The organism is Microbacterium xanthum, assembly GCF_034531355.1.
Classification (GTDB): domain Bacteria; phylum Actinomycetota; class Actinomycetes; order Actinomycetales; family Microbacteriaceae; genus Microbacterium; species Microbacterium xanthum.
Genome location: NZ_JAWHUE010000004.1, coordinates 162,060 through 186,924, shown reverse-complemented (window position 1 = coordinate 186,924; position 24,865 = coordinate 162,060). Strand labels below are relative to the sequence as shown.

At 67.1% G+C, this 24,865-nt stretch carries 22 protein-coding genes and 1 tRNA gene; 6 read left to right on the top strand and 17 right to left on the bottom strand.

Translation table 11 applies throughout. The features are described from left to right. Nucleotides 1-39: 39 nt before the first annotated feature. The 3 genes from RZO50_RS13210 to RZO50_RS13200 form a co-directional block, all read right to left on the bottom strand. Nucleotides 40-597 carry an HdeD family acid-resistance protein gene (locus RZO50_RS13210; RefSeq protein ID WP_322600194.1) on the bottom strand — a complete coding sequence of 186 codons (558 nt, stop codon included), beginning with the start codon at nt 595-597 and terminating at the stop codon, nt 40-42. Nucleotides 598-672: 75 nt separating this feature from the next. Continuing rightward, on the bottom strand, nt 673-1,593 hold the full coding sequence (locus RZO50_RS13205; RefSeq protein ID WP_322600193.1) for an AEC family transporter: 921 nt from the start codon (nt 1,591-1,593) through the stop codon (nt 673-675). Between the two features lie 300 nt (nt 1,594-1,893). Beyond that, nucleotides 1,894-2,070: a hypothetical protein gene (locus tag RZO50_RS13200; RefSeq protein ID WP_322600192.1), complete on the bottom strand. Its 177-nt coding sequence runs from the start codon at nt 2,068-2,070 to the stop codon at nt 1,894-1,896. A 132-nt stretch (nt 2,071-2,202) separates the two neighbouring features. Between RZO50_RS13200 and RZO50_RS13195 the strand changes: the two genes are divergently transcribed. The 4 genes from RZO50_RS13195 to RZO50_RS13180 all read left to right on the top strand — a co-directional run bounded on the left by RZO50_RS13195 (nt 2,203) and on the right by RZO50_RS13180 (nt 4,618). After that, the gene (locus tag RZO50_RS13195) at nt 2,203-2,715 is read left to right on the top strand and encodes an RHS repeat-associated core domain-containing protein (protein WP_322600191.1); all 513 of its coding nucleotides are present in this window, start codon (nt 2,203-2,205) and stop codon (nt 2,713-2,715) included. A 436-nt stretch (nt 2,716-3,151) separates the two neighbouring features. Beyond that, nucleotides 3,152-3,379 carry a hypothetical protein gene (locus tag RZO50_RS13190; RefSeq protein WP_322600190.1) on the top strand — a complete coding sequence of 76 codons (228 nt, stop codon included), beginning with the start codon at nt 3,152-3,154 and terminating at the stop codon, nt 3,377-3,379. A gap of 243 nt (nt 3,380-3,622) precedes the next feature. Further along, the gene (locus tag RZO50_RS13185) at nt 3,623-4,048 is read left to right on the top strand and encodes a DoxX family protein (RefSeq protein WP_322600189.1); all 426 of its coding nucleotides are present in this window, start codon (nt 3,623-3,625) and stop codon (nt 4,046-4,048) included. A 9-nt stretch (nt 4,049-4,057) separates the two neighbouring features. Next, nucleotides 4,058-4,618, top strand: coding sequence for a dihydrofolate reductase family protein (locus tag RZO50_RS13180; RefSeq protein WP_322600188.1), 561 nt, complete (start codon nt 4,058-4,060; stop codon nt 4,616-4,618). 6 nt (nt 4,619-4,624) lie between these two features. Here the strand turns inward: RZO50_RS13180 and sfnG are convergent, their stop codons facing one another. The 7 genes from sfnG to polA form a co-directional block, all read right to left on the bottom strand. After that, nucleotides 4,625-5,764, bottom strand: a complete 1,140-nt coding sequence (gene sfnG, locus RZO50_RS13175) for a dimethylsulfone monooxygenase SfnG (protein WP_322600187.1) — start codon at nt 5,762-5,764, stop codon at nt 4,625-4,627. Nucleotides 5,765-5,865: 101 nt separating this feature from the next. Continuing rightward, complete coding sequence (locus tag RZO50_RS13170) at nt 5,866-6,123, bottom strand: DUF6458 family protein (protein ID WP_322600186.1); 258 nt, start codon at nt 6,121-6,123, stop codon at nt 5,866-5,868. Between the two features lie 118 nt (nt 6,124-6,241). Beyond that, entirely contained in the window at nt 6,242-7,018 is a 777-nt protein-coding gene (locus RZO50_RS13165; protein WP_322600446.1) for an SGNH/GDSL hydrolase family protein, read from the bottom strand. 4 nt (nt 7,019-7,022) lie between these two features. Beyond that, entirely contained in the window at nt 7,023-8,375 is a 1,353-nt protein-coding gene (locus RZO50_RS13160; RefSeq protein ID WP_322600185.1) for an MFS transporter, read from the bottom strand. A gap of 19 nt (nt 8,376-8,394) precedes the next feature. Then, on the bottom strand, nt 8,395-9,435 hold the full coding sequence (locus RZO50_RS13155; protein WP_322600184.1) for an LLM class flavin-dependent oxidoreductase: 1,041 nt from the start codon (nt 9,433-9,435) through the stop codon (nt 8,395-8,397). A gap of 91 nt (nt 9,436-9,526) precedes the next feature. Next, entirely contained in the window at nt 9,527-11,197 is a 1,671-nt protein-coding gene (locus tag RZO50_RS13150) for a DUF885 domain-containing protein (RefSeq protein ID WP_322600183.1), read from the bottom strand. A gap of 26 nt (nt 11,198-11,223) precedes the next feature. Continuing rightward, nucleotides 11,224-13,857: a DNA polymerase I gene (gene polA / locus RZO50_RS13145; RefSeq protein WP_322600182.1), complete on the bottom strand. Its 2,634-nt coding sequence runs from the start codon at nt 13,855-13,857 to the stop codon at nt 11,224-11,226. Nucleotides 13,858-13,917: 60 nt separating this feature from the next. On the opposite strand from polA, the gene RZO50_RS13140 reads away from it, so the two are divergent. Beyond that, complete coding sequence (locus RZO50_RS13140; protein ID WP_322600181.1) at nt 13,918-14,343, top strand: hotdog fold thioesterase; 426 nt, start codon at nt 13,918-13,920, stop codon at nt 14,341-14,343. A 44-nt stretch (nt 14,344-14,387) separates the two neighbouring features. Here RZO50_RS13140 and RZO50_RS13135 read toward each other — a convergent pair whose 3' ends face one another. Further along, nucleotides 14,388-15,005 carry an ANTAR domain-containing response regulator gene (locus RZO50_RS13135; protein ID WP_322600180.1) on the bottom strand — a complete coding sequence of 206 codons (618 nt, stop codon included), beginning with the start codon at nt 15,003-15,005 and terminating at the stop codon, nt 14,388-14,390. Nucleotides 15,006-15,039: 34 nt separating this feature from the next. Here RZO50_RS13135 and RZO50_RS13130 point away from each other — a divergent pair. Next, nucleotides 15,040-15,122 (top strand) — tRNA-Leu (locus tag RZO50_RS13130). Nucleotides 15,123-15,171: 49 nt separating this feature from the next. Here RZO50_RS13130 and RZO50_RS13125 read toward each other — a convergent pair. From RZO50_RS13125 to lgt, 6 genes are all read right to left on the bottom strand, one after another. Continuing rightward, nucleotides 15,172-15,708, bottom strand: coding sequence for a hypothetical protein (locus RZO50_RS13125; protein ID WP_322600179.1), 537 nt, complete (start codon nt 15,706-15,708; stop codon nt 15,172-15,174). A 50-nt stretch (nt 15,709-15,758) separates the two neighbouring features. Then, nucleotides 15,759-16,139 (bottom strand): SHOCT domain-containing protein, encoded by a 381-nt coding sequence (locus RZO50_RS13120; protein ID WP_322600445.1) that lies wholly within the window; start codon nt 16,137-16,139, stop codon nt 15,759-15,761. 71 nt (nt 16,140-16,210) lie between these two features. Beyond that, entirely contained in the window at nt 16,211-17,659 is a 1,449-nt protein-coding gene (gene pyk, locus RZO50_RS13115) for a pyruvate kinase (RefSeq protein ID WP_322600178.1), read from the bottom strand. A 54-nt stretch (nt 17,660-17,713) separates the two neighbouring features. Then, complete coding sequence (locus tag RZO50_RS13110; protein ID WP_322600177.1) at nt 17,714-19,180, bottom strand: glutamate synthase subunit beta; 1,467 nt, start codon at nt 19,178-19,180, stop codon at nt 17,714-17,716. Further along, a complete protein-coding gene (gene gltB / locus RZO50_RS13105) occupies nt 19,173-23,771 on the bottom strand; it encodes a glutamate synthase large subunit (protein WP_416211605.1) in 4,599 nt (1,532 codons plus the stop codon). The genes RZO50_RS13110 and gltB overlap by 8 nt, the downstream gene beginning before the upstream one ends. Nucleotides 23,772-23,842: 71 nt before the next feature. Then, nucleotides 23,843-24,808, bottom strand: coding sequence for a prolipoprotein diacylglyceryl transferase (gene lgt, locus RZO50_RS13100; protein WP_322600176.1), 966 nt, complete (start codon nt 24,806-24,808; stop codon nt 23,843-23,845). Nucleotides 24,809-24,865: the final 57 nt, after the last annotated feature.

Here is a 24,865-nt window from a genome sequence, read left to right as displayed (position 1 = left end):
ACGCCGTTGCGTGCGATGCCCTCGGCAGATCGATGAGCCTCAGGCGTCCAGCGGGCTGAACGTGAAGGCCCGGACGATCTGAACGATCCCGAGGATCACCAGCGAGATCCCGAGGACCCACCACAGCACCAGCGCGCCCCACAGCGGGCTGAACAGCAGCACGACACCGGCGATGATGCTCAGGATGGCGAAGAAGATGGTCCATCCCTTCGAGCGCGACTCACTGAGGGTCGACAGGGAGACGACACCCTCGATGATCCACATCACGCCGACGAGGATGCCGAGGAAGAGCGCGAGGAATTCGGTGGTCTGCGCGAGGTTGAAGAACGCGACGATGCCCGCGATGACGAACAGCATGCCGAGGACGATGTGTCCGACGCGCGACCACCCGCCCTTGGACTTGGAGAAGATACCGAGACCCGCGTAGACGAGGCCGGCGGCGATGGCGTAGATCGCGATGATCGCCGTCACCACCGCGGCGGTGCGGCCGGGCCACACGAGGATCAGGATGCCGACGATGACGGCGAGCACGCCGCCGATACCGAGTGCGGTGCGGATGCCGTTGACGGCGGACTTCTCCGCGGATTCGAGAGACATGAGCGGCCTTTCTGAATGTTCCCTGGGAATGGCTCGTTCCCACTGTACGCGCACACGCGGCGCCAGGGGGAGCGGCTATCCCAGGAGCCAGGTTGCGGCGAAGAGAACCGGTACGCATCCAACCGTCGTCAGGAAGACCGTGTCGCGCGAGATCGTCTCACCGATGCCGAACCGCTGGGAGTAGTTGAACACGTTCTGCGCGGTCGGAAGCGCTGCCAGTACAACCACGACGAGGACTTCCTCGGAGGACATCCCGAACACGAACCGGGCGAAAATCCATGCCGTCACGGGCATGACCACGAGTTTGAGGGTGGTGGCCAGCACCACGTCGCGCCGGCGCCCCGAGGCGCTGAGGACGCGTTGGCCGAACAATGACATGCCGTAGCTGATGAGCAGCACCGGTACGCAGGCGTCGGCAATCAGGCGGAGCGGCTCCATCGCGATGGCCGGCATGTCGATCCCACTCACGGCGACCAGCGTGCCGAGCATCGACCCGATCACCAGAGGGTTGGTCACCGTCCGCGCCATGATGCGGCCGACCGAGCGACGATGCGAGGTGACCGACTCGAAGATGGCCATCGTGATCGGCGTGAGGATCAGCAACTGAAGAAGAATCACCGGGGCGGGGTAGGCGGCGCTGCCCAACAGGTACACGGACAGCGGGATGCCGATGTTGTTGGAGTTGACCTGCCCGGCGCTGAGGGCGCCGATCGTGGTCTCACCGACACCGCGGCGCCAGAGAAGTCGTGCCGCGAGTGCATGGATGGCGATCACGACGGCGGCGGCGATGGCCGAGACCGGGAGCAGCGCAGAGAACAACGTGCGCACATCGGCCTCGGCCAAGACGACGAACAGGAGGAAAGGCGAGAGAACGAAGAACGTCAAGCGCGCCAGGACGGGCCGTGCGTGTTCGCCCAGCAGATCGATGCGCGCGATGAGGTACCCCACGGTGATCGCGACACCCACGACGACGAAGCCGGTGAGTGAATCGAGCACCGTCCCACCCTAGGCCCGCGGTGCACCGCGCGATTTCTCCCGGGTATCGGTTCGCCTGACTCCGGGCATCAGTCGTGTCGCCACAGAACTTCTCGCGACCGGAAACACCGCAATGGGGAGTGACGCGGAGATCGTTGCTGGTGCCGATCCGCAGGATGCCCGGAGCGCCGACGCTTCCTGTCACTCGCCGTCCAGCTCGATCTCGACGGATGACCGCTGCAGCGAGCGCGAGAACCGTGCCTTTGACGAAGCGGTGTCCACCGCTTTCGCGAACACGCTAGAGGCGGGGGAGTAGGCGTCTCAGCGGCCCCGTCGGCGACGGTTGAGCGCCATTGCCCACAAGCCGGAGACCACGACGATCGTGACGGCCGCAACGGGAATCAGGTGGTCGAGACTCTCAGGAAGAGAGGACCCCACGATCGCGAGCAGGACGCTCGCTATGCCGATGAAGACGAGGACACCCCACCAAGCGTTCATGCCGCCTCCCTTCTTCGCGCTCAACGGTCGTGCGGCCGGCATGGATGAGAGTTCCATGAGCACTGGTCGTTTCCGCTCCGATGCCCAATAACGTTACACCTGTAACGTAAAGTTGGGCGACCGGAATGGATCATGACGAAACGACACGTTGGTCTGTTCGACGAGACCGGCAACACCATCGGCGGATATTCGTATAGCCCATACGGCGAAGAACGCCACACGGGCGCCAGCACACAGCTTGAATCCAATACGCTCCGTTACATCGGACAGCACCAGGACCCCACGGGGCTCTACAAGTTCGGGGAGCGCTACTACGATCCGACCATCGGTCGATTCACACAGATGGACCCGAGCGGCCAGGAAGCCAACCCCTTCCTCTACGCTGAAGGCAATCCGACAAACTGGAGTGATCCCACCGGCTTAGCTATTGATTGGCAGGAGGTGGGGTATCAGACGACTGCGGTGGCCTTCGGACTTGTATTCTCGGGCCTTCTTGGTGTTGCCGCCGCGCCGCTGTGCGTGACTGTCGTGGCCTGCATCGGTGTCGAACTGCTCGCAGCTGTAGGCGGCGGAATGCTCGGGGACGCTTCTGCATCCATCCTTTGGGGACGCGAGTACAGCGCCGGCAGCATGTGGGGCCTTTGATGACATCTCGCAAGTGGCGATTCGGAACGCTGATCACGGGTATTCTCGCGATACTCACCTCGGTGTTGCTTGCCCTTAACTCCGAGGTGGCACCGCTATTCATCTGGTGCCTGAGGACGGCAGGCTTCGCTGCACTGCTCCTTGCGCTTGTACTGGCATGGATGCCTCACCGGCAGTCAGCCGAACACGAACGCGAAGAACCAACCCCTCCAGAAGTCGAACCACCTCGCAAGGGAGAAGGGGCGTGAGGAACTGATCCGTGACAACTTGATTGGGCAACATGCTCACCTTCACCGACAGCGCCGGCACTGTCACCTACACGTACGACGACGGGCCGTGGAGAACGAATGGGTGACAGATCAGGTCGAGTTGTCACCGATTCGACCTTCACGCCCGCGTCGTTATGACGCTATAGAACTGTTGGAGGAGCGCCACTATGTCGATCACGCAGCTTCGTAGGTGGAGCATGGTTCTGTGGGCGGCGAGCTTCGCCTTCTCGATCGCGGTACTAGTGCTGATGATCGCCGTCGCCACGGGAGCCATCATCGAGATGAGCAGCGGGGTCTTTCTCGCCATCATCGTCGCCATGTCCGCTGGACTGGCGGTTACGGCCGTGTCACTTGTGCTGACAACGAAATATCTTCGAAGATCGAGGCTTACGTGAACGAATATCGGGACTGCGCCAGTCGCGTTGGGCGGTTCGGGCCTGTGGTCAGGAGTCGCTCGTGAGAGCTGTTCTAGTCATCTCGGCGCTGTTCAGGCAGTTTATTAACCGATAATGCACATTATGTCAACTTGTGCATCGGCGGCTCCCTCCTCCACGGGTGGGACCGCCTGTCAGCCCGCCCAGCCGTAGGCTGGCCGGGCCGGCGCAGAAGATCGGGTCGGCCCGGGAATCGGAGGATGCATGGAGATCGCTCGCACCGTCGCCCGCATCGCACTCGCGATCTTGCTGGTGTTCGCCGGCGCCGCGCACCTGACCTTCGCCCGCGCCGAGTTCTCCGCCCAGGTGCCCGGCTGGGTTCCCTTGCCCACCGACGTCGTGGTCGTGGCGTCCGGAATCGTTGAGATCGCGCTGGGGGCCGCGCTGGCGCTGTGGACTCGGAGACGTACCGCGGTCGGGTGGATGGCGGCCGCGTTCTTCATCGCGGTCTTCCCCGGCAACGTGGCGCAGTTCGTCGATGGCGTCGATGCCTTCGGACTCGACTCCGACCTCGCCCGCGGCATCCGACTCCTCTTCCAACCGCTGCTGGTGCTCTGGGCGCTCTGGTCGACCGCGGCCTGGCGCGAGTGGCGCCTCCGACGCCGGCGCGATGTCGAAGGTCGGCTGTAGCCTGCGCCCATGAGCAGCCGGGTCGTCTACGCCACCGCCACCACCCTCGACGGCTTCCTCGCCGACGACCACCACTCCCTCGACTGGCTCTTCGCCGTCCCCGCCGAAGAGACCCTGGCAGGGTTCGGTCGGTTCCTGGAGACGGTGGGCGCCCAGGTCATGGGCTCCTCGACGTTCGAGTGGGTCTGCGCCCAGGAACGGCTGCGCGAACGACCCGAGGCGTGGCGCGACGCGTTCGGCGACCGCGCGACGTGGGTGTTCACGGGCCGGGAGCGTGCCGGGGTCGACGGAGCGGATCTCCGCTTCGTCGCCGGTTCGGTCGCCGACCACATCGATGCGATCATCGCGTCGGCGGCCGGCCGTGACGTGTGGATCACCGGCGGGGGCGACCTCGCCGGTCAATTCGCCGACGCCGGTCTGCTCGATGAGGTGCGGCTGTCGATCGCCCCGGTCACACTCGGCGGCGGCGCACCCCTCCTCCCCCGGCGGATCGAATCCGACCGGCTGACTCTGCGGAGCGTCGAGCGCGCGGGGGCGTTCGTCGACCTCGTGTACGCCGTCTCTTCCTGACCGCGCTCAGCGGGCGACGGCGATCGGGTCACCGGTGCGGAGCAGATCCGCCTCCATCTCGCGGACCAGAGGGATCACACGTCGACCGAAGTCCTCCAGCTCGTCTTCGAAGTGCAGGAAACCGAGGAGGAACAGGTTCACGCCACGCTTCTTGTACGCGATGATCCGCTCGGCCACCTGCTCCGGCGGCCCGAACAGCTGCGTCCGGAATCCGTCGTTGTACTGCACGAGGTCGTCGAACGAAGAATCGGCCCACATCCCCTTCCCATCGGGGGTCGCCGCGCCGGCCTGCTGGACGGAGCGTCGGAAGCCCTCCACGGCGGCGTGATCCGCCTGCGCGATGATCTCCCGAAGCTGCGCGCGCGCCTCAGCTTCGGTGTCGCGGATGATCGTGAAGGCGTTGAGGCCGAATCGCACGGTGCGACCGTGCTCGGCCGCGATACGTGTGACGTCGTCGTACTGCTCGGTGAAGCCGTCGAAGTCCTTGCCGTTGGAGAAGTACCAGTCCGCGTGCGCTCCCCCGTTGAACCGCGCGGCCGTCGAGTTCCCGCCCTGGAAGATCTCCGGGTGCGCCCGACCAGGCACCGGGTGGGGCCCCGGTCGGAGGGTGAAGTCATTGACCCGGTAGAAGTCACCGGCGAAGTCGACGTGCTCCTGCGTCCACAGACTGCGGAGAACCTCGATGAACTCCGCCGACCGTCGGTAGCGCTCGTCGTGCTCCAGCCACGGCAGCCCCAGCTTCGTGTACTCATCCTTGAACCACCCGCTGACCACGTTCACCGCCGCCCGCCCCTGCGAGAACTGGTCGGCGCTGAGGATGTACTTCGCCAGCACCGCCGGCTCCCACAGCCCCGGATGCACCGCGGCGATGACTCTCAACTTCTCGGTCGCCAGGAGCAGAGCGAGGCTGATCGAGGTGGACTCGTGCTGTTGGGCGGCGCCGTAGCTGGACAGGTATCGAACCTGGCTGAGGGCGTACTCGAATCCGACACTCTCCGCCGTGCGGGCCAGGCGGACGTTGTCCTCGTAGCGCCAGGAGGTGCGCTGCTCGATGTTCGACACGACCAGACCCCCGCTGACGTTCGGAACCCAATAGGCGAAGCGCAACGGCTCATGCGCGGTGGATGCGGTGCGGAGATCGGTCATGGGAGCCACGATCCGATAGGTGGCGACCGCCGTCAATCACAGTGACGCGGCGTGACCGCGTGTGTCGTCATGCCGCGACACACGCGGTCACAAGGACGATGTCAGACGCCCTCCACGTCGTCCCGAGTGCTCGTCGAGCGGCGAGTCACGCGCTCCCCGCCGTCGGTCGTGGTCCGAGTGACGGTGTCGCTGCGACGTCGACGCGCGACGAGCACGATGCCGATCAGGAAGACCAGCACGCCGGCACCCATGAGGATGTAGCCGATCAGATCCAGGTTCACCCACTGCACATCCACGTTCACCGCGAACGCGAGGATCGCGCCGATCACGAACAGGGCGATTCCGCCTCCGATACTCATGTGCCGAGTCCTTTCCGCCGGAAAGCGACACTCTTTCGCTTCCGGCTTTTCTCCGGATCCGATCCTGCCGAAGCGACGGCCGACCGCGCGCGGGGTTGACAACGCCGGCGCCCGAAGCTCAGGCCGCCGCAGCCCCGTCCGTCCCGGGTGCCACCGTGATGAACGCCGGGTGCTTCGCTGCGCGCCCGTCGCCGGACGAGGTCCCCGTCAGTCTTCGCCGCACCCATGGTCCGAGATGATCGCGCGCGTATGTCCCCGCGCCCAGCCGCGGCAGGTCCAGGGGTGGCATCGACCACCACTCCCCCGGCGCCTCGACCCCGAGCGCGGCGAGGACGCGGGCGGCGACGCGATGGTGTCCGCGGGAGTTCATGTGCAGTCGGTCCTGGGACCAGTACCCCGGCGTGGACAGCTCCCGGTCGGGCCAGTTCAAAGCCCGCACGACGTCGCTCCGATCGTCGACCAGCTCGACCACCTGCCGCGAAAGCGCGTCCCCGCGGGACTGGATCAGACGAGACAGCGGAAGCTGCGACGACGGATTAGCGCCGGAGAGCAGGATCAGGGTGACTCCCTGCTCGTCGCAGCGGCGCAGGACGCGGCGGAATGCATCGACGACACGAGACAGGGGGATGCGCGGTCGCAGCATGTCGTTGCCGCCGCCGTTGAACGACAGATGGGTCGGACGCAGCGCCAGGGCCTGTTCGAGTTGCTCCTCGACGATCGGCCAGACGAGCTTGCCGCGAATGGCGAGATTGGCGTACTCGACCGGTCGTCGGGTCCCATCGGCCCAGCCTTGCGCGACGAGGTCAGCCCAGCCGCGCACCGAACCGTCGGGCAACTCGTCTCCGACGCCTTCGCTGAACGAATCGCCGATGGCGACGTAGCGGATGACGGTCATCGCTTCACCTTTCATCCAGAGCTGCTCCACGCCGATCGACGAGTCCCCATGTCGCGACGGCCGCCACGGCGAAGAACCCGCCGAAGACGGCGAAGAGGGTGGCGGCGCCGCCGAGGCCCAGCAGCACCGGCACGGACAACGGTGCCACGATCGACGCGATGCGGCCCGCTCCGGCCGCCCACCCCGCGCCGGTGGCGCGGAGGGACGTCGGGTACATCTCGGGCGTGACGGCGTACAGGGCGCCCCAGGCGCCGAGGTTGAAGAAGGACAGCGCCATCCCCGTTGCGAGGATCGTCCCCTCCGAGGTCGCGGTGCCGAACAGCAGCGCGGAGACAGCGCTGCCGACGAGGAAGACCGACAGGGTGGCACGCCTGCCCCAGACCTCGATGAGCCAGGCCGCGACGGCATATCCGGGAAGCTGCGCGAGGGTGATCCACAGGGTGTATTCGAAGGAGCGGACCAGGTCGAATCCCTGAGCGACCAGAAGCGTGGGGATCCAGATGAAGGCCCCGTAGTAGGAGAAGTTCACACAGAACCACACCAGCCACAACGCCGTCGTGCGTCCTCGGAACTCCCCCGACCACAGCGCGCGGACGCGCGCTTTGGTGGGTGCGGCGGGAGGAGCGATCGGAGGCGTCGGTTCGGGAGCGGTGCTCGGTCTGCGTCCGGCGGCCGCCTCGAACTCGCTGACCACGAGGTCGGCGTCCGCATGACGTCCTCGACGCTCGAGCCATCGGGCGGACTCGGGTAGTCCCCACCGAACCACGAGCGCGTACGCGGCTGGGACCGCTCCGAGAAGGAACGCCCATCGCCATCCGTCGTCCGAGGACGGGATGACGAGGTAGCCGATCAACGCCGCGGCAGTCCAGCCGAGGGCCCAGAACGCCTCGAGGATGACGATCAGGCGACCCCGGATCCGCGCCGGCGCGAACTCGCTGACGTAGGTCGAGGCGACGGGCAGCTCCGCTCCCAGCCCCAGACCGACCAGGAAGCGCAGGATCAACAGCGCGACGACGCCGCCGACCAGGGCGCTGGCGCCGGTGGCCAGCCCATAGATCAGCAGAGTGAGGGCGAACACCTGCCGACGGCCGATGCGGTCGGCGAGGAGGCCGCCGAGGCTCGCGCCGATGGCCATGCCGATGAACCCGATCGACGCGATCCACGCCGTCTCCCCGGGCGCGAGATCCCATTGCAGGGCGAGTGCGGCGATGATGAAGGAGATCAGCCCGACGTCCATGGCATCGAGCGCCCACCCGATCCCCGAACCGGTGAGGACCCGAGCATGCGCCCGCGTGAAGGGCAAGCGGTCGAGGCGACGGCCCGCGTCCGACGCGCGCGGGCGGGCGGCGTCTGTCATGCGCCCCATGCTACGGCGGTCACGAGGCCAGCAACTCTCGCACGCGGGGCGCGACGCGGGTTCCGTACAGTTCGATGCTGCGCATGAGGTTGTCGTGGGAAAGGGTGCCCGTGGAGAACTTCATGTCGAAGCGGTCCACTCCGAGCGTGCGCACCGTCTCAGCGATCTTGCGCGCGACCGTCTCCGGCGAGCCGGCGTAGGTCGACCCGTCCGGGCCGATATCCCGCTGGAACGCCAGGCGGCTGTACGGCGGCCACCCCCGTTCGCGTCCGATGGTGTCGTGCATCGCCTGGAAGCCGGCGTACGCCTCGTCCCATGCTTGCTCGTCGGTGTCGGCGATGTGGCCCGGCGAGTGGACGCCGATGGGCAGCTGTGGTGCGCCGAGCTGATCCAGCGACCGCCGATACAGGTCGGCGAATGGGCGGAACCGCCCGGCGGGACCGCCGATGATCGCGAGCATCAGCCCGTATCCGTACCGCGCGGCCCGGACGACGGACTCGGGCGACCCTCCGACTCCCACCCATGCCGCCAGCCGGCCGGACTCGGTCTTCGGGTGCACATCCGCGTCGACCAGCGGTGCCCGGGTCGTTCCCTGCCACGTGACCGGACGCTCTTGCCGAAGCCGCGAGAACAGATCGAGCTTCTCCTCGAAGAGCACCTCGTAGTCGCTCAGCTCGTACCCGAACAACGGGAAGGACTCGATGAAGGAACCGCGTCCCAGGATGACCTCCGCTCGCCCGCCGGACACCGCGTCCAATGTCGCGAACCGCTCGAAGACCCGCACGGGGTCGTCCGAGGACAGCACGGTGACCGCGGTGCCGAGGTGGATGTCGCGCGTGCGGGCCGCTGCGGCCGCGAGGACGATCTCGGGGCTCGACACGGCGAACTCGGGACGATGGTGCTCTCCCACCCCGAAGAAGGACAACCCCACCTCATCGGCGAGGACGGCTTGCTCGACGACGTTGCGGATGGTCTGCGCCGGGGTCAGAGGGGCGCCCGCGGCGTCGACGGTGATATCGCCGAACGTATCGAGACCGAGCTGCAGACCGGAGGGGTGCATTTCATTCACCTGCATGAGAACCTCCGCCGTGTTCCGGGTATTCCCGGTGGGGCGGGGCCGACGCCGCGACGACGATGACCCCGCCCGTTCGTCAGGCCAGTGCGGAGCGGAGCGTGTCGAGACCGACCCCGCCGATGTCGAGCGCGCGCCGATGGAAGTCCTTGATCGAGAATTCCGCGCCTCGGGCTGCCGCGTAGTCGTCCCGCAGGTTCTCCCAGATGCGCTGGCCGACCTTGTAGGACGGCGCCTGGCCGGGCCATCCGAGGTAGCGGTTCACCTCGAAGCGAACGAACTCCGCCGGCATATTCACATTGCGCATCATGAACTCGAGCGCGTAGTCCGCGTCCCACCTGCCCTGTCCGTCGGGCCGCGGCTTGTCCAGGTGCACGCCGATGTCGAGGACGACGCGGGCGGCGCGCATGCGCTGACCGTCCAGCATGCCGAGGCGGTCGGCGGGGTCGTCGAGATATCCCAGTTGCTCCATGAGGCGCTCGGCATATAGCGCCCATCCTTCAGCGTGTCCGGACGTGCCGGCCAAGAGCCGCCGCCAGGAGTTGAGCGAGCCCCGGTTGTACACCGCCTGCGCGATCTGCAGGTGATGGCCGGGAATGCCCTCGTGGTAGACCGTGGTCAGCTCGCGCCAGGTGTCGAAGGACTCCACCCCCTCGGGCACGGACCACCACATGCGCCCGGGGCGCGAGAAGTCGTCGGTGGGCCCGGTGTAGTAGATGCCGCCTTCCTTGGTCGGCGCGATCATGCACTGCAGCCGGCGGATCGGGTCGGCGATGTCGAAATGGGTCCGCCCGAGCTCTTCGACGGCGCGATCGCTGGTTTCCTGCATCCAGCGCTGCAACGCATCGGTGCCGTGGAGTTTGCGCGACTCGTCCTGCTCGAGAAAGGCGACCGCCTCCTCGACGGAGGCTCCGGGCAGGATCTCCCGGGCGATCTCCTCCTGCTCAGCGACCATGCGAGCGAGTTCTTCCACGCCCCACTCGTAGGTTTCGTCCAGGTCGATCGTGGCGCCGAGGAAGCGACGCGAGTGCAACGCGTACAGATCCCGCCCGACGGCGTCTTTCTCGCCCGCCACCGGTGCGATTTCTCGCGTGAGGAAGGTCGCCAGCCGGTCGTAGGCGACACGGGCCGCGTTGGCACGGTCCGTCAGTTCGCGGGTGAGGGTCGCCGGGAGGTGGCCCTCGGACGGTGCGGCGTCGGCGACGAAGGACGCGAAGAAACCGTTGTCGGCGGTGTAGCGCGCGATCTGACCGGCGACTTCATTCACCTGACGGCGGGCGGGCACGACACCGCGATCGATACCCTCGCGGAGTGTGCGGGTGTACCCCTCGATCGCGTCCGGGAGCGCGGCCATCCGTTTCGACACGACCGCCCAGTCCTCGACCGAGTCGGTGGGCATCAGGTCGAAGACCGATCGGATGTCCTGCGCGGGCGAGGCGATCACGTTGAGATCGCGCAGCGGCCACTCGGCCTCATGCAGATCGATCTCGAGCTCCAGGGTGCGCTCGAGGTCCTCCTTGGTCACAGCGTCGATGGCGTCGACGGGCTCTGTCGCGCGAAGCCGCGCAAGCGTTCCGCGCGCGGCTTCGGCTCCCGCGGCGAGTCCCTCGGGAGAGTAATCCGCGTAGCGGTCGTTGTGCTCGAATCGACCGATGTACGTCGCGACCATCGGGTCGATCTCGGCGACGGTGTCGACCCACGCCTCGGCGATCGTGTCGATCGGCGTAGGGGTGCGTTCAGGGGTTGTCATGTTCCGAGCCTAGAAGATCGCGCGGGTCAGTGACCGGCCTGGTTCCAGTCCGTTCCGCGCCCGATCTGGACATCCAGCGGAACAGTGAGCACGGCTGCGTCGCCCATGCGAGCGGTCACGATCCGCTCGACGGCATCCCACTCCCCCGGCGCCACTTCGACGACCAACTCGTCGTGGATCTGCAGCAGCACGCGCGAGGCCAACCCCGCATCGCCCAGCTCGGCGTGGATGTTCAGCAACGCGATCTTCATGATGTCGGCGGCGCTGCCTTGGATCGGGGCATTGAGGGCAGCCCGCTCCGCGTTCTCCCGCAGGACGCGGTTCGGGCTCGAGAGATCGGGGAAGGGCCGACGGCGGCCGAAGATGGTCTCGGTGTAGCCGTCGATGCGGGCCTGCTCGACCGAAGAACGCAGGTAGTCGCGAACCGCACCGAAACGCGCGAAGTACTCGAGCATCAACGCCTTCGCTTCGGACTGCTCGATGCGCAGCTGCTTGGACAGCCCGAACGCCGAGAGCCCGTAGACGAGACCGTAGGACATCGCTTTGACCTTCGTGCGCATGGCCGGCGTGACCTCTTCGGGCTGGACGCCGAACACCCGAGCTCCGACGAACCGGTGGAGATCCTCGCCGGTGTTGAAGGCCTCGATGAGTCCTTCGTCTCCCGACAGATGCGCCATGATCCGCATCTCGATCTGCGAGTAGTCGGCGGTCAGCAGGGTTTCATACCCCTGCCCGACCTCGAAAGCGGCTCGGATCAGCCGGCTCTCCTCGGTACGAATCGGAATGTTCTGCAGGTTCGGGTCGGTGCTCGACAGGCGCCCCGTCTGGCTGCCGGTCTGGACGTAGGTCGTGTGGATGCGCTCGTCGTGCCCGATCGCCGCGTCGAGCGACTCGACGATCTGCCGGAGCTTGGTGACTTCTCGGTGCTGCAGCAGCAGGCTCAGGAACGGATGGGGGTGGGATTCCTGCAGATCGGCCAGCACCGCCGCATCCGTCGAGTAGCCGGTCTTGGTCTTGCGCGTCTTCGGAAGCTCCAGCTCCTCGAACAGCACCTGCTGGAGCTGCTTGGGTGAGCCGAGGTTGACCTCGTGCCCGATCGTCGCGTACGCCTCGGCGGCGATCCCTTCCGCCCGGGCGGCCAGATCGGTCGAGAACGCGGAGAGCTTCGCGTGCGAGACCGCGACACCTGCGAGCTCCATATCGGCCAGGGTGATCAGAGTGGGCAGTTCGATATCGGTGAGCACCGCATCGACACGGGGCGGGAGCTTCCCCCGAAGCGAGTCGGCCACGCGCAGAACGTACCAGGACAGCTGGCCGGGAGTCGCGCCCTCCTCCTCGGGCACCAGCTGGCGGGGGTCCGATTCGGGAAGTCTCTCATCGAGGTAGCTTTCGACGAGGTCGCCCAGCGTCTTGTCCGGAAGGCTCGGACGCAGGAGCCAGCCGGCGATGAGGACGTCGAACACCAGTGCGTCCACGACCGCACCGGCCCGGCGCAGTGCCTTCACCTGCGCCTTGGCGTCGCAGAAGATCTTCGGCGCGGAGGAGGCGAGCCAGGGCCCGACCACCTCGGCGATCTGTTCGTCCCACGTCACCTCGACGGCTTCGTCCGCCGTGGCGAGGCCGATGCGGCTGGGAAGTCCGCCCTGCACGACGACGGTCACGCCGATGTCGCCTGCGGCGGCATCGAGCCAGGCCGACAGTGCCGACGCGTTCGGCTCCAGGGGCGAGGGCGCCTCGGCGACGGGTGCGCTTGCCGCGTCATCCGCGTCCGCGCCGACGGCGTCGAAGACCCGCGGCAGAAGGGTCCGGAATTCCAGACGCGCGAAGATGTCTCGCACCGCTTGGGCGTCGATCGGCCGCACGGCCAGATCTGCGGGCACCACCGGAAGCTCCACGTCCCGGAGGAGGCGGTTCAGGGACCGGTTGCGCCGGACGTCCTCGATGTGCTCGCGTAGGTTGTTGCCCACGACGCCCTTGATCGTGTCGGCCTGGGCGAGCAGGTCGTCGAGGGTGCCGAACTGGGTGAGCCACTTGACGGCGGTCTTCTCCCCCACCTTCGGAACGCCGGGCAGGTTGTCGCTGGTCTCTCCCACCAGCGCGGCGACGTCGGGGTACTGCTCGGGCGGGACCTTGTACCGCTCGATGACGGCTTCGCGGTCGTAGCGCTTGAGCTGCGAAACGCCCTGCACGTTCGGGTAGAGGAGGGTCACGTCGTCGTCGACGAGCTGGATCGTGTCACGGTCTCCCGAGCAGACGAGGACGTCGTATCCCTCCGCTGCGCCTGCTGTCGCGAGGGTCGCGAGAATGTCGTCGGCCTCGATGTCCTCCTTCTCGAGCACCGTGATGCTCATGGCGGCGAGGCATTCTTTCAACAGCGGGATCTGGCCCTTGAACTCCGGAGGGGTCTCGGAGCGGTTGGCCTTGTACTCGGTGTACTCGCGTGTCCGGAAAGACTGGCGCGACGTGTCGAAGGCGACCGCGATGTGCGAGGGCTTCTCCGCCTTGATCAGGTTGACCAGCATCGCCAGGAATCCGTACACGCCGTTGGTGTGCTGCCCGTCGCGGGTGGAGAAATTGTCGACCGGGAGGGCGTAGAACGCGCGATACGCGAGCGAATGTCCGTCGACGACCAGGAGGGTAGGCTTTGCGGAGTCCGTCACCCTCCAAGCCTAGACGCGGGTGCCGACACCCCGAACCGCGCCGAGGAAGGCACCCCCGCCATGAGCGATGCGACCACCGTCGACGGACTCGAGTGGGCCGCCGGTCGCGGCCTGGGGGCTCTCGCCGAGAAGATGGGCATCCGCTTGACGGAGTTCGCGGTGGAACGCGCCGTCGCCACGATGCCGGTGGAGGGGAACACACAGCCCGTGGGACTGCTCCACGGTGGCGCGTATGTGGTGTTGGGCGAATCCCTCGGATCCATGGCCGCGAACCTGTACGCCGGGCCGGGTCGACTCGCTGTCGGCGTGGACATCAATGCCACCCACACCCGGTCGGCGCGGTCGGGACGTGTGACCGGCGTGTGCACACCGGTTCATCTCGGGCGGAGCATGACCGTGCATGAGATCGTCGTCACCGATGCGGAGGGACGGCGCTGCTCCACGGTCCGCATCACCAACCACATCAAAGACCTCCCCGCCTCCTGACGGCGGCGCCGACGGAGACGGGGAGGTCTGCGGGTTCGGAGGAGTCAGCCCTTCTTGGGGGCGAGCTGCTCGATGATGGCCTTCGCGACATCCTGCATGGTGAGGCGGCGATCCATGGAAGCCTTCTGGATCCACCGGAACGCGTCGGGCTCGGACAGGCCCATCTTCTCGTTGAGAAGACCCTTGGCGCGGTCCACGAGCTTGCGGGTCTCGAAGCGTTCGACCATGTCGGCCACCTCGGCTTCGAGCGTGATGATCTGCTCGTGGCGAGCGAGGGCGATCTCGATGGCCGGCAGAAGATCGTTGGGGGTGAACGGCTTGACGACGTAGGCCAGCGCACCGGCCTCGCTGGCGCGCTCCACGAGCTCCTTCTGGCTGAACGCGGTCAACAGCACCACCGGGGCGATGTTGTTCTTGCTCAGCTTCTCGGCGGCCGAGATGCCGTCGAGCTGCGGCATCTTGACGTCCATCACGACGAGGTCGGGGCGAAGTTCCGTCGCCAGCTGCACGGCGGTCTCGCCGTCACCGGCCTCTCCGACGACGTCGAATCCGTTGTCGCGCAGGATCTCCACGATGTCGAGGCGGATGAGCGACTCATCCTCGGCGACGACGACTCGACGGGGGGCGCTGGCCGCAGGCGCGGACTGATCTTGCTCTGTCACCCTTGAATCCTACGGTATCGTCTTGTCGGTACTGGCCGGTGTGGCGGAATGGCAGACGCGACCGACTCAAACTCGGTTGCCCGAAAGGGCGTGTGGGTTCGACTCCCACCACCGGCACAGGACGCTCATCGACGTCGCGCTCGTCTCCATCCCGGTCGCACCGACGTCAGGACGACCGAACGAACCATGTGTCGAACGGGGTGTCCGGCACGAGCGCCGCGGTGTGTGCGCCGAGGTCGAGCTTCTCCCCCGGCTGCAGCACGTCGAAGCCGTTGCGTTGGAAGAACGCCGCGTGAGCGCTGGATGCATTGCCGAAGATCACCTGCGGCACCAGATCGGGGCCGAGAACCTGCGGGATCACCCCGAGCGCCAGGGAAGCCACACCACGGTTTCGATGCGGGGGTGCGGTGACGAGAGCGCGCACCTGCACCACGACGTTCTGCTCCGGCGACAGCGACGCGCGGACGACCGCGACGCCCACCACGCCGCCCCCGGGCGCTTCGACGACCACGGCGCCATCCGACCGCGCGTACGCGAAGTCGGGGACGCCGGTCAGATGCGCGCGCACGAGGGCGGTCACCGATGCGGCGTCACCGGGCTTCGAGCCTCGGAAGACGAAACCGTCCGTGTCGAGGGCGTGTGCGTGCTCGAGATTGCGGGCATGGACTTTGCCGGAGGGCCACCCTCCACGAAGAAGTTGCACGCCCCAAGCCTGTCACGGAGACGCGGGCCGCCGACGCGTGGGCGCCGCCGCTATCCGAAGTACTGGTTGCCGAGCGCCTTGCTCTTGAGCGCGTCGAACTCGCCCCGCGTGATCACGCCCGCGTCGAGGAGCTCCTTGGCATTGGCGATGTCGCCCGACGGGTCGGCAGATGCCGAGGGACGGTAATCGTCCGCTTCGGGGGCTCCGGGATGCGTGCGGCGCGCCGCGCGGGCGGCCATCCCACGACCTCGTGCGATGACGTACACCAGCGCTGTGAGCATCGGCACGAAGACCAGGAACACGATCCAGAGGGCTTTCCACCCTCCGGCCAACTGCTCGTCGCGGAAGAGGTCCACGATCACGAGGATCACGACGAAGATGTATGCGACGACGTAGAACGCCATCAGCATGAACAGGAAGATGTCCCACATCACGATGATCTCCTCACAACGACGGAACGGTCGCGCCCACAATAGCGCGACCGTTCCGTTTCCGGGAATGACTACTCGCGCGACTGGTAGATGGGCGCGGCGCCGTGCACCGCGTCTCCCACCTTGTGGATGCGGATGTCGTTGGTCGAACCGGTGATGCCGGGAGGCGATCCGGAGATCACGACGACCTTGTCACCGACCTTGGCCAGGTCGTTGGTCAACAGGTAGTCGTCCACCTGGATGAACATGCGGTCGGTGTGCGGAACGTGCTCGACCAGACTCGACTGGATCCCCCACGTGACGGCCATCCGGCGGCGGATGGCGGGGTCGGGAGTGAAGGCGAGCATGGGGATGCCGGGACGCAGACGTGAGAGACGCCGCGCGGTATCGCCGGACTCGGTGAAGGTGCAGAGGTACTTCGCCTCGACGAAGGCGGCGACCTCGAGCGCGGCCAGGGTGATCGCTCCGCCCTGCGTGCGCGGCTTGGAGCGCAACGGTGCGATGCGCTCGAGTCCGTGCACTTCTGTCGAATCCACGATGCGAGCCATCGTCTCGACCACCACGACCGGGTAATCGCCGACGCTGGTCTCACCCGAGAGCATGACCGCGTCGGCGCCGTCCAGGACGGCGTTGGCGACGTCGCTGGTCTCTGCTCGTGTCGGGACCGGGCTGCTGATCATCGATTCGAGCATCTGCGTCGCGACGATGACGGGCTTCGCCATCCGACGGCACAGCTCGACCGCACGCTTCTGGACGATCGGCACCGCTTCCAGCGGCAGCTCGACGCCGAGATCACCGCGGGCGACCATGATCCCGTCGAACGCGTCGATGATCTCCTCGAGGTTGTCCACCGCCTGCGGCTTCTCGATCTTCGCGATGACCGGAATGTGGCGGCCCTCCTCCGACATGATGACGTGAACACGACGCACGTCCTTGGCGGAGCGGACGAAGGAAAGGGCGATGAGGTCGGCCCCGGTGCGCAGCGCCCACCGCAGGTCGTCCTCGTCCTTCTCCGACAGGGCGGGGACGTTGACGGCCACTCCGGGGAGGTTGATCCCCTTGTTGTTCGAAACCGGGCCGCCGACGACGACCTCGGTCGTGACGGTCGTGCCGTCGGTCTCGAGGACCTTCACGCGCACCTTGCCGTCGTCGATGAGGAGGAAGTCGCCGGCCTTGACGTCCTGCGGGAGGCCCTTGAACGTCGTCGAGACGATCTCCTTGGTACCGGGGATGTCTTCGACGGTGATCTTGAAGATGTCGCCTTCGGCGAGCTCGTGGGATCCGTCGGCGAAGCGGCCGAGGCGGATCTTCGGGCCCTGAAGATCGACGAGGACGGCGACGGCGCGGTTCGCGTCGTCGGCGGCCTTGCGTACGTTGGCGAAGTTGTTGTCGTGGACCGAGTAGTCGCCGTGGCTGAGGTTCAGGCGGGCCACGTCCACACCGGCGTCGATGATCGCGCGGACCATCTCATACGTCGATGTGGCGGGACCCAGCGTGGCGACGATCTTGGCACGTCTCATCCGATGTCTTCTCCGGGTGCTGGGGGTGAGGTCGGCCTGATGGCCGTGACCAGACTACGCAGGCTGCAGTCCGATCGCGACATCGGTCGGGGCGACCGGTGCCGGAAGCGATGTGACACCCATGAGGTGTTCGTCGATCGCCGACGCCGCAGCGCGGCCCTCGGCGATCGCCCACACGATCAACGACTGCCCGCGACCGGCATCGCCGGCCACGAACACTCCGGGCGTGTCGGTCTGGTAGTCCGCGGCGCGCTCGACGTTGCCACGCGACGTGAAGCCGGTCCCGAGCTGTGCGTCGAGAGCATCCTGCTCGGGTCCGGTGAACCCCATCGCGATGAGGACGAGGTCGGCCGGGATCTCTCGCTCGGTGCCCTTCTTCGGCACGCGCTTGCCGTCCACGAACTCTGTCTCCGCGACCAGCAGTGCACGTACCTCGCCGACGTCGTTCGACAAGAACTCCACCGTCGAGGCGAGGTAGGCGCGTTCGCCGCCCTCTTCGTGGGCGCTGGCGACCTCGAAGAGGGTCGGCGTCATCGGCCAGGGCTGCGTGTCCGGTCGCTCGCCCGGGGGCTGCTTGCCGATGGCGAGGTTGGTGACGCTGAGAGCTCCCTGGCGGTGTGCGGTGCCGATGCAGTCCGCGCCGGTGTCGCCACCGCCGATGACGACGACGTGCTTGCCTTCCGCGGTGATCTGGTTGGGCACCGCGTCACCGGCGACGGCCTTGTTCGACTCGACCAGGTATTCCATCGCGTAGTGAACGCCCGCCAGATCGCGCCCGGGAATGGCCAGGTCGCGCGGGACGGTGGCTCCGGTGGCCACGAGGACGGCATCGTAGCGCGCACGCAGATCATCCCACGTGATGTCGGTTCCGATCTCCACGCCGGCGCGGAATCGCGTTCCCTCGTCCTGCATCTGTCGCAGGCGCATCTCGATGTGGCGCTTCTCCATCTTGAAGTCGGGGATGCCGTAGCGCAGCAGTCCGCCGATGCGGTCATCGCGCTCGTAGACCGCGACCGTGTGGCCGGCACGGGTCAGTTGCTGTGCGGCGGCCAGGCCGGCCGGACCCGATCCGACCACGGCGACGGTCTTGCCCGTGAGGCGCTCGGGAGGCTCCGGCTCGACCCACCCGTTCGAGACGGCCTCGTCGATGATCGAGACCTCGACCTGCTTGATCGTGACCGCCGGCTGGTTGATGCCGAGTACGCACGAGCTCTCGCAGGGTGCCGGGCACAGGCGCCCGGTGAACTCCGGGAAGTTGTTCGTGGCGTGGAGTCGTTCGATGGCCGCGCGACCTTCGCCGCGCCACGTGAGGTCGTTCCACTCGGGAATGAGGTTTCCCAGCGGACACCCCTTGTGGCAGAACGGCACGCCGCAATCCATGCAACGGCCCGCCTGCCGGCGCAGCACGGCCGAATCGCCGGGTTCGTACACTTCCTTCCAGTCGAGGATGCGCACCGGGACCGGGCGACGTGCGGGCAGCTCGCGCTCGGTCGTCTTGAGGAATCCCTTGGGGTCAGCCACCTGTCACCTCCAGAATGCGGCTCCACACGATGTCGCCGTCGGGGTCCAGCCCTTCGTCGACGGCGTCCTGTCGGGTCTGCAGCACCGCGGCGTAGTCGCGTGGCAGCACCCGGACGAAGTGGGAGAGTTCGGTTTCGAAATCATCGAGCATCGACTGCGCCAAGGCGGACCCGGTCTCGGCGACGTGCTGCTCGAGCAGGTCGCGCAGGATCTCGGCGTCCCCGGACCCGAGCGCTCCGAGCTGGAGTTCGCCGCCGGCCAGCGCCTCGCGGTTCACCTGCGCCTCGTCGAGTCGGTACACGTACGCCGTTCCGCCGGACATCCCGGCGCCGAGGTTGCGGCCGGTCTTTCCGAGAATGACCGCGAGGCCGCCGGTCATGTACTCGAGAGCGTGGTCGCCCACACCTTCGACGACGGCGGACGCGCCGGAGTTGCGCACCAGGAAGCGTTCGCCGACCACCCCGCTCAGGAACAGTGATCCTCGCGTGGCGCCGTAGCCGATCACGTTGCCGGCGATGACGTTCTTCGACGCGTCGAAGGTGGCGCCGCGCGGCGGCCGCACGACGACCTTGCCACCGGAGATGCCCTTGCCCACGTAGTCGTTGGAATCGCCCTCCAGGCGCAGCGTGATCCCCGCGGGCAGGAAGGCGCCGAAGGACTGTCCGGCCGACCCGGTGAGGTTCACCTGGATCGATCCGTTCGTCAGGCCGTTCTCGCCGTTGGACACCGTCACGTGATGCCCGAGCAGTGTTCCGACCGCGCGGGCGGTGTTGCGCACCGGGAGGTCGATCGTGACCTCTCCCCCACCGTCGATGACGTCACGGGCGCGCTCGATCAACTGCACGTCGAAGTGCTCGTCGAGTTCGTGATCCTGCGTCCGGATCTGGCGGCGGGCGAGGTCGTCGGCGAAGGCCGGGCCCTCCAGAACGGGCGCGAGATCCATCCCGCTGGCCTTCCAGTGCCGGACCGCCCCGTCGACGTCGAGGAGCTCGTTGCGGCCGATCGCCTCATCGAGGGTGCGGAACCCCAGCTCGGCGAGGTACTCGCGCACCTCCTGGGCGATGAACTCCATGAAGTTCACGACGAACTCCGGCTTCCCGGTGAAGCGCGAGCGCAGGACCGGGTTCTGCGTGGCCACACCTACCGGGCAGGTGTCGAGGTGGCACACGCGCATCATGATGCAGCCCGAGACGACCAACGGCGCCGTGGCGAAGCCGAACTCCTCGGCACCGAGCAGCGCACCGATGATGACATCGCGCCCGGTCTTGATCTGACCGTCCACCTGTACCACGACACGATCGCGCATGTTGTTCAGCATGAGGGTCTGCTGGGTCTCGGCGAGCCCCAGCTCCCACGGCGTGCCGGCATGCTTGAGCGAGTTCATCGGGCTCGCACCGGTTCCGCCGTCGTGCCCGGAGACCAGGATCACGTCCGCGAGGGCCTTCGCCGTGCCGGCCGCGACCGCGCCGATGCCCGACTGGCTGACCAGCTTGACGTGGATTCGGGCGCGCGGGTTCGCTCGTTTCAGGTCGAAGATGAGCTGCTTGAGGTCTTCGATCGAGTAGATGTCATGGTGCGGCGGCGGCGAGATGAGTCCCACGCCCGCCGTGGCGTGACGGGTGCGAGCGACCCAGGGGTACACCTTGGTGGGCGGCAGCTGGCCTCCCTCGCCGGGCTTGGCCCCCTGTGCCAGCTTGATCTGGATGTCATCCGACTCGGTGAGGTACAGGCTCGTCACCCCGAACCGGCCGGAGGCGACCTGCTTGATCGAGCTGCGCCGCTCCGGGTCCATCAGCCGGTCGACGTCCTCGCCGCCCTCGCCGGTGTTCGACTTGCCGCCGATCCGGTTCATCGCGATCGCAAGCGTTTCGTGCGCTTCCTTGGAGATCGAGCCGTAGCTCATCGCACCGGTCTGGAACCGCTTGACGATCGCCGAGACCGGCTCGACCTCGTCGATCGGCACGGGCGTGCGCTCGTCGGTGCGCAGGCGGAACATGCCGCGCAGGGTCTTGAGCTCCGCCGCCTGATCGTCCACGAGCTTGGTGTACTCGCGGAAGATGTCGTAGCGACCGGTGCGCGTGGCGTGCTGCAGACGGAACACCGTGTCGGGGTTGAACAGGTGCGGGGATCCGTCGCGGCGCCACTGGTATTCGCCGCCCGTCCACAGGCGCTCGTGGGCGCGGACCGCGCCGTCCTCGGGATAGGCGTAGTCGTGCCGCGACGCGTTCTCCGACGCGATGACGTCCAGGCCCACGCCGCCGAGCTTCGTCTCGGTGCCGGTGAAGTACTTGTCGACGAACTCCTGCGAGAGCCCGACCGCTTCGAAGACCTGCGCGCCGGCATAGGAGGAGACGGTCGAGATGCCCATCTTGGACATGATCTTCAGCACACCCTTGCCGAGGGCCTTGATGAGATTCGCGACGGCCTTGGACGGCGTGATGCCGGTGATGTAGCCGGCGCGCACCAGGTACTCGACCGTCTCCATCGCCAGATAGGGATTGACCGCCGACGCGCCGTAGCCGATGAGTGTTGCGACGTGATGGACCTCGCGGACGTCGCCGGCCTCGACGACCAGCCCCACCTTCATGCGGGTCTCTTTGCGGATCAGGTGATGGTGGACCGCGGCGAGCATCAACAGCGAGGGGATCGGCGCGAGGTCCTTGTTCGAGTCGCGGTCGCTGAGCACGATGTACTCCGCGCCGTCCTCGATGGCGCGGTCGGCTTCGGCGCACATCTGCTCGAGCCGCTTGCGCATGCCCTTCTCCCCGGCCTCCACCCGGTACAGTCCGCGGATGGTGACCGAGCTGCGGCCCGGGACGGCCGTGTCGATGTGCTGGATCTTCGCCAGTTCGTCGTTGTCGATGACCGGGAAATCGAGCGTCACGGTGTGCGTGTGGTCGGGACCCCACGACAGCAGGTTGCGTGCGGGGCCCAAGCCCAGCGACAGCGACGTCACCACCTCTTCGCGAATCGAGTCGAGCGGCGGGTTGGTGACCTGTGCGAACTGCTGCGTGAAGTAGTCGAACAACAGCCGCGGACGCTCGCTGAGCACAGCGACCGGCGTGTCCGAACCCATCGCCCCGAGCGGCTCCGCGCCGTTCTGACCCATCGGGGTCAGCAGGATCCGCACTTCTTCTTCGGTGTACCCGAAGGTGCGCTGACGCCGCGTGATCGACGCGATCGGGTGGACGATGTGCTCGCGCTCGGGGAGATCCGACAGGCGGACGCGTCCGGCGTCCAGCCACTCCTGCCACGGGTGCATCGAGGCGAGGTCGGACTTGATCTCCTCGTCCTCGATGATGCGTCCCTGCGCGGTGTCGACGAGGAACATGTGACCTGGCTGCAGCCGGCCGCGGCGCTTGATGCGCTCGGGCTCGAAGTCCAGGACGCCGGTCTCGCTGCCGATGACCACGAGGCCGTCGGTCGTTTCGGTCCAGCGTCCGGGGCGCAGCCCGTTGCGGTCGAGGGTGGAACCGACGACGGTGCCGTCGGTGAAGATGAGGGCGGCCGGACCGTCCCACGGCTCCATCTGGATCGAGTGGTAGTCGTAGAACGCTCGCAACGCCGGATCCATGTCGGACTGCTTCTCGTAGGCCTCCGGAACCATCATCAGGATGGCGTGAGGCAGAGAACGTCCAGTGAGTGTCAGCAGCTCCAGGACCTCGTCGAAAGAGGCCGAGTCGCTGGCGCCGTCGGTGCAGATCGGCAGGAGGGGACGGATGTCGCCGATGAGCTGAGACTCGAGCTGCGACTGGCGGGCCCGCATCCAGTTCCGGTTGCCGTTGACGGTGTTGATCTCGCCGTTGTGGGCCATCATGCGCAGCGGCTGAGCCAGCGGCCACGACGGGAAGGTGTTGGTGGAGTAGCGCGAGTGGACGACGGCCAGCTCGGTGGCGAAGCGCTCGTCCTGAAGGTCGGGGTAGAACGGCTCCAGCTGCAGGGTCGTGACCATGCCCTTGTAGCCGATGGTGCGCGAAGAGAGCGACACGAAGTACGCGCCCGCCTCGCTGCGGGACCGCTTGCGAAGGCGGTACGTGAGACGGTCCAGGGCGATTCCCGACAGCGCCGACCCCTCGACGGGGCGGGCCGCGACGAAGAGCTGCTCGAAGACCGGCCGTGCCTCGAAGGCGAGGCGGCCGAGGTTGTCGTCGGCGGTCGGGACCTCGCGCCATCCCAGGACGACGAGTCCTTCTTCCGAGGCGATGGCCTCGATGGTCGCCTTCTGCGCGGTGCGTGCATCCGGCTCCGGCGGGAGGAAGGCAAGTCCGGCCGCATACTCCCCACTCGCCGGCAGGTCGAAGGCGACGACGTCGCGGAAGAAAGCGTCCGGCATCTGGGTGAGGATGCCTGCGCCGTCGCCCGTGCCCGCGTCGGAGCCGATCGCGCCGCGGTGCTCGAGATTGCGCAGCGCGGTCAGCGCGAGGTCGACGATGTCGTGACCCGGCTCACCGCGGAGCGTGGCGACCATCGCGAGGCCGCAGGCATCCTTCTCGAACGCCGGGTTGTACATGCCCTGCCGCTCGGGGAAACCCCCGGGCAAGGTGGAAGTCACGCCTGCCGAAGCGGCGCTGTGACGGGGGCTCGATGCCATACCTACCGTCCTCACGTTGATACTCAAGGGTGGGACGACGTCGGCCCGGGGTGCACGCGGTGCTGTGTGCTCTATTTCGTGGGGAATGCGCTTGTGGCGTCTTGGGCGTCGACTCCGGCTGACGGGGGTGCGCTGGTGTCGACGAAGTCTTCGGCCGATTGTACAGCGCCTTCGGGAGTCCACTCACGGCCCGGCACGTACGGGGAGGGCTCACGCCCGGGGTGACGCCGCTTCTGGACGAAGAAGATGACCGCGCCCAGCACGACGCCCGCGATCGCCGCCCAGACATTCGTGCGCAGACCGAGGTAGATCTCGCTCGGGTCGATGCGGATCGACTCCCAGACGATGCGGCCCGCGCTGTACCAGATGAGGTACAGCGCGAACAGACGACCCCACTGGAGGCCGAAGCGTCGCCCGACCCACAACAGGAAGATCACCCCGAGGCCGTTCCAGAGGACTTCGTAGAGGAAGGTCGGGTGGAACAGCGTGTCCGGGGCGAGTCCGGCGGGGAAGGCGGAGTTGTCCGCGTCGATCTGCAGACCCCAGGGCAGGTCGGTCGGCAGCCCGAACAGCTCCTGGTTGAACCAGTTGCCGAATCGACCGATCGCCTGCGCGAGCAGAAGGCCGGGAGCGAGAGCGTCGGCGAAGCTCCAGAACCGGATGCCGGTCCACCGGCATCCGAGCCACGCTCCCACCGCGCCCCCGATGAGCGCGCCGTAGATCGCGATGCCGCCTTCCCAGATGCGGAACACCGCCCAGATGTCGGCACCTTCGCCGAAGTAGAATCCCGGGTGTGTCGCGACGTGGTAAATTCGCGCGGCGATGATGGCCAGAGGCACCGCGATCAGCGCGATGTCGATGACCACCCACGGTTCCGCGCCGCGTCGGGTCAGCCGGTGGTTGGTCATGAGCACGGCGATGACGATCCCCGCGATGATGCACAACGCGTAGAAGTGGATGCGCAGCGGTCCGAGGTCGATGTAGCTGACGGTGGGGCTGGGGATGCTGGCGACCACGCTGAGGGCGGCGTTCATCATGTGGGCGGATCGTCCTTCTCGAATGGGGTGGCGCCGCTTCGGGCGCCCGCGGTCAGA

Excerpts from the sequence above, each read along its gene's own strand:
- RZO50_RS13210 (WP_322600194.1), bottom strand. The coding sequence starts at position 597 with ATGTCTCTCGAATCCGCGGAGAAGTCCGCCGTCAACGGCATCCGCACC.
- RZO50_RS13200 (WP_322600192.1), bottom strand. The coding sequence starts at position 2,070 with ATGAACGCTTGGTGGGGTGTCCTCGTCTTCATCGGCATAGCGAGCGTC.
- RZO50_RS13195 (WP_322600191.1), top strand. The coding sequence starts at position 2,203 with ATGACGAAACGACACGTTGGTCTGTTCGACGAGACCGGCAACACCATC.
- RZO50_RS13190 (WP_322600190.1), top strand. The coding sequence starts at position 3,152 with ATGTCGATCACGCAGCTTCGTAGGTGGAGCATGGTTCTGTGGGCGGCG.
- RZO50_RS13185 (WP_322600189.1), top strand. The coding sequence starts at position 3,623 with ATGGAGATCGCTCGCACCGTCGCCCGCATCGCACTCGCGATCTTGCTG.
- RZO50_RS13180 (WP_322600188.1), top strand. The coding sequence starts at position 4,058 with ATGAGCAGCCGGGTCGTCTACGCCACCGCCACCACCCTCGACGGCTTC.
- sfnG (WP_322600187.1), bottom strand. The coding sequence starts at position 5,764 with ATGACCGATCTCCGCACCGCATCCACCGCGCATGAGCCGTTGCGCTTC.
- RZO50_RS13170 (WP_322600186.1), bottom strand. The coding sequence starts at position 6,123 with ATGAGTATCGGAGGCGGAATCGCCCTGTTCGTGATCGGCGCGATCCTC.
- RZO50_RS13165 (WP_322600446.1), bottom strand. The coding sequence starts at position 7,018 with ATGACCGTCATCCGCTACGTCGCCATCGGCGATTCGTTCAGCGAAGGC.
- RZO50_RS13160 (WP_322600185.1), bottom strand. The coding sequence starts at position 8,375 with ATGACAGACGCCGCCCGCCCGCGCGCGTCGGACGCGGGCCGTCGCCTC.
- RZO50_RS13155 (WP_322600184.1), bottom strand. The coding sequence starts at position 9,435 with ATGCACCCCTCCGGTCTGCAGCTCGGTCTCGATACGTTCGGCGATATC.
- RZO50_RS13150 (WP_322600183.1), bottom strand. The coding sequence starts at position 11,197 with ATGACAACCCCTGAACGCACCCCTACGCCGATCGACACGATCGCCGAG.
- RZO50_RS13140 (WP_322600181.1), top strand. The coding sequence starts at position 13,918 with ATGAGCGATGCGACCACCGTCGACGGACTCGAGTGGGCCGCCGGTCGC.
- RZO50_RS13120 (WP_322600445.1), bottom strand. The coding sequence starts at position 16,139 with ATGTGGGACATCTTCCTGTTCATGCTGATGGCGTTCTACGTCGTCGCA.
- pyk (WP_322600178.1), bottom strand. The coding sequence starts at position 17,659 with ATGAGACGTGCCAAGATCGTCGCCACGCTGGGTCCCGCCACATCGACG.
- gltB (WP_416211605.1), bottom strand. The coding sequence starts at position 23,771 with ATGGCATCGAGCCCCCGTCACAGCGCCGCTTCGGCAGGCGTGACTTCC.
- lgt (WP_322600176.1), bottom strand. The coding sequence starts at position 24,808 with ATGATGAACGCCGCCCTCAGCGTGGTCGCCAGCATCCCCAGCCCCACC.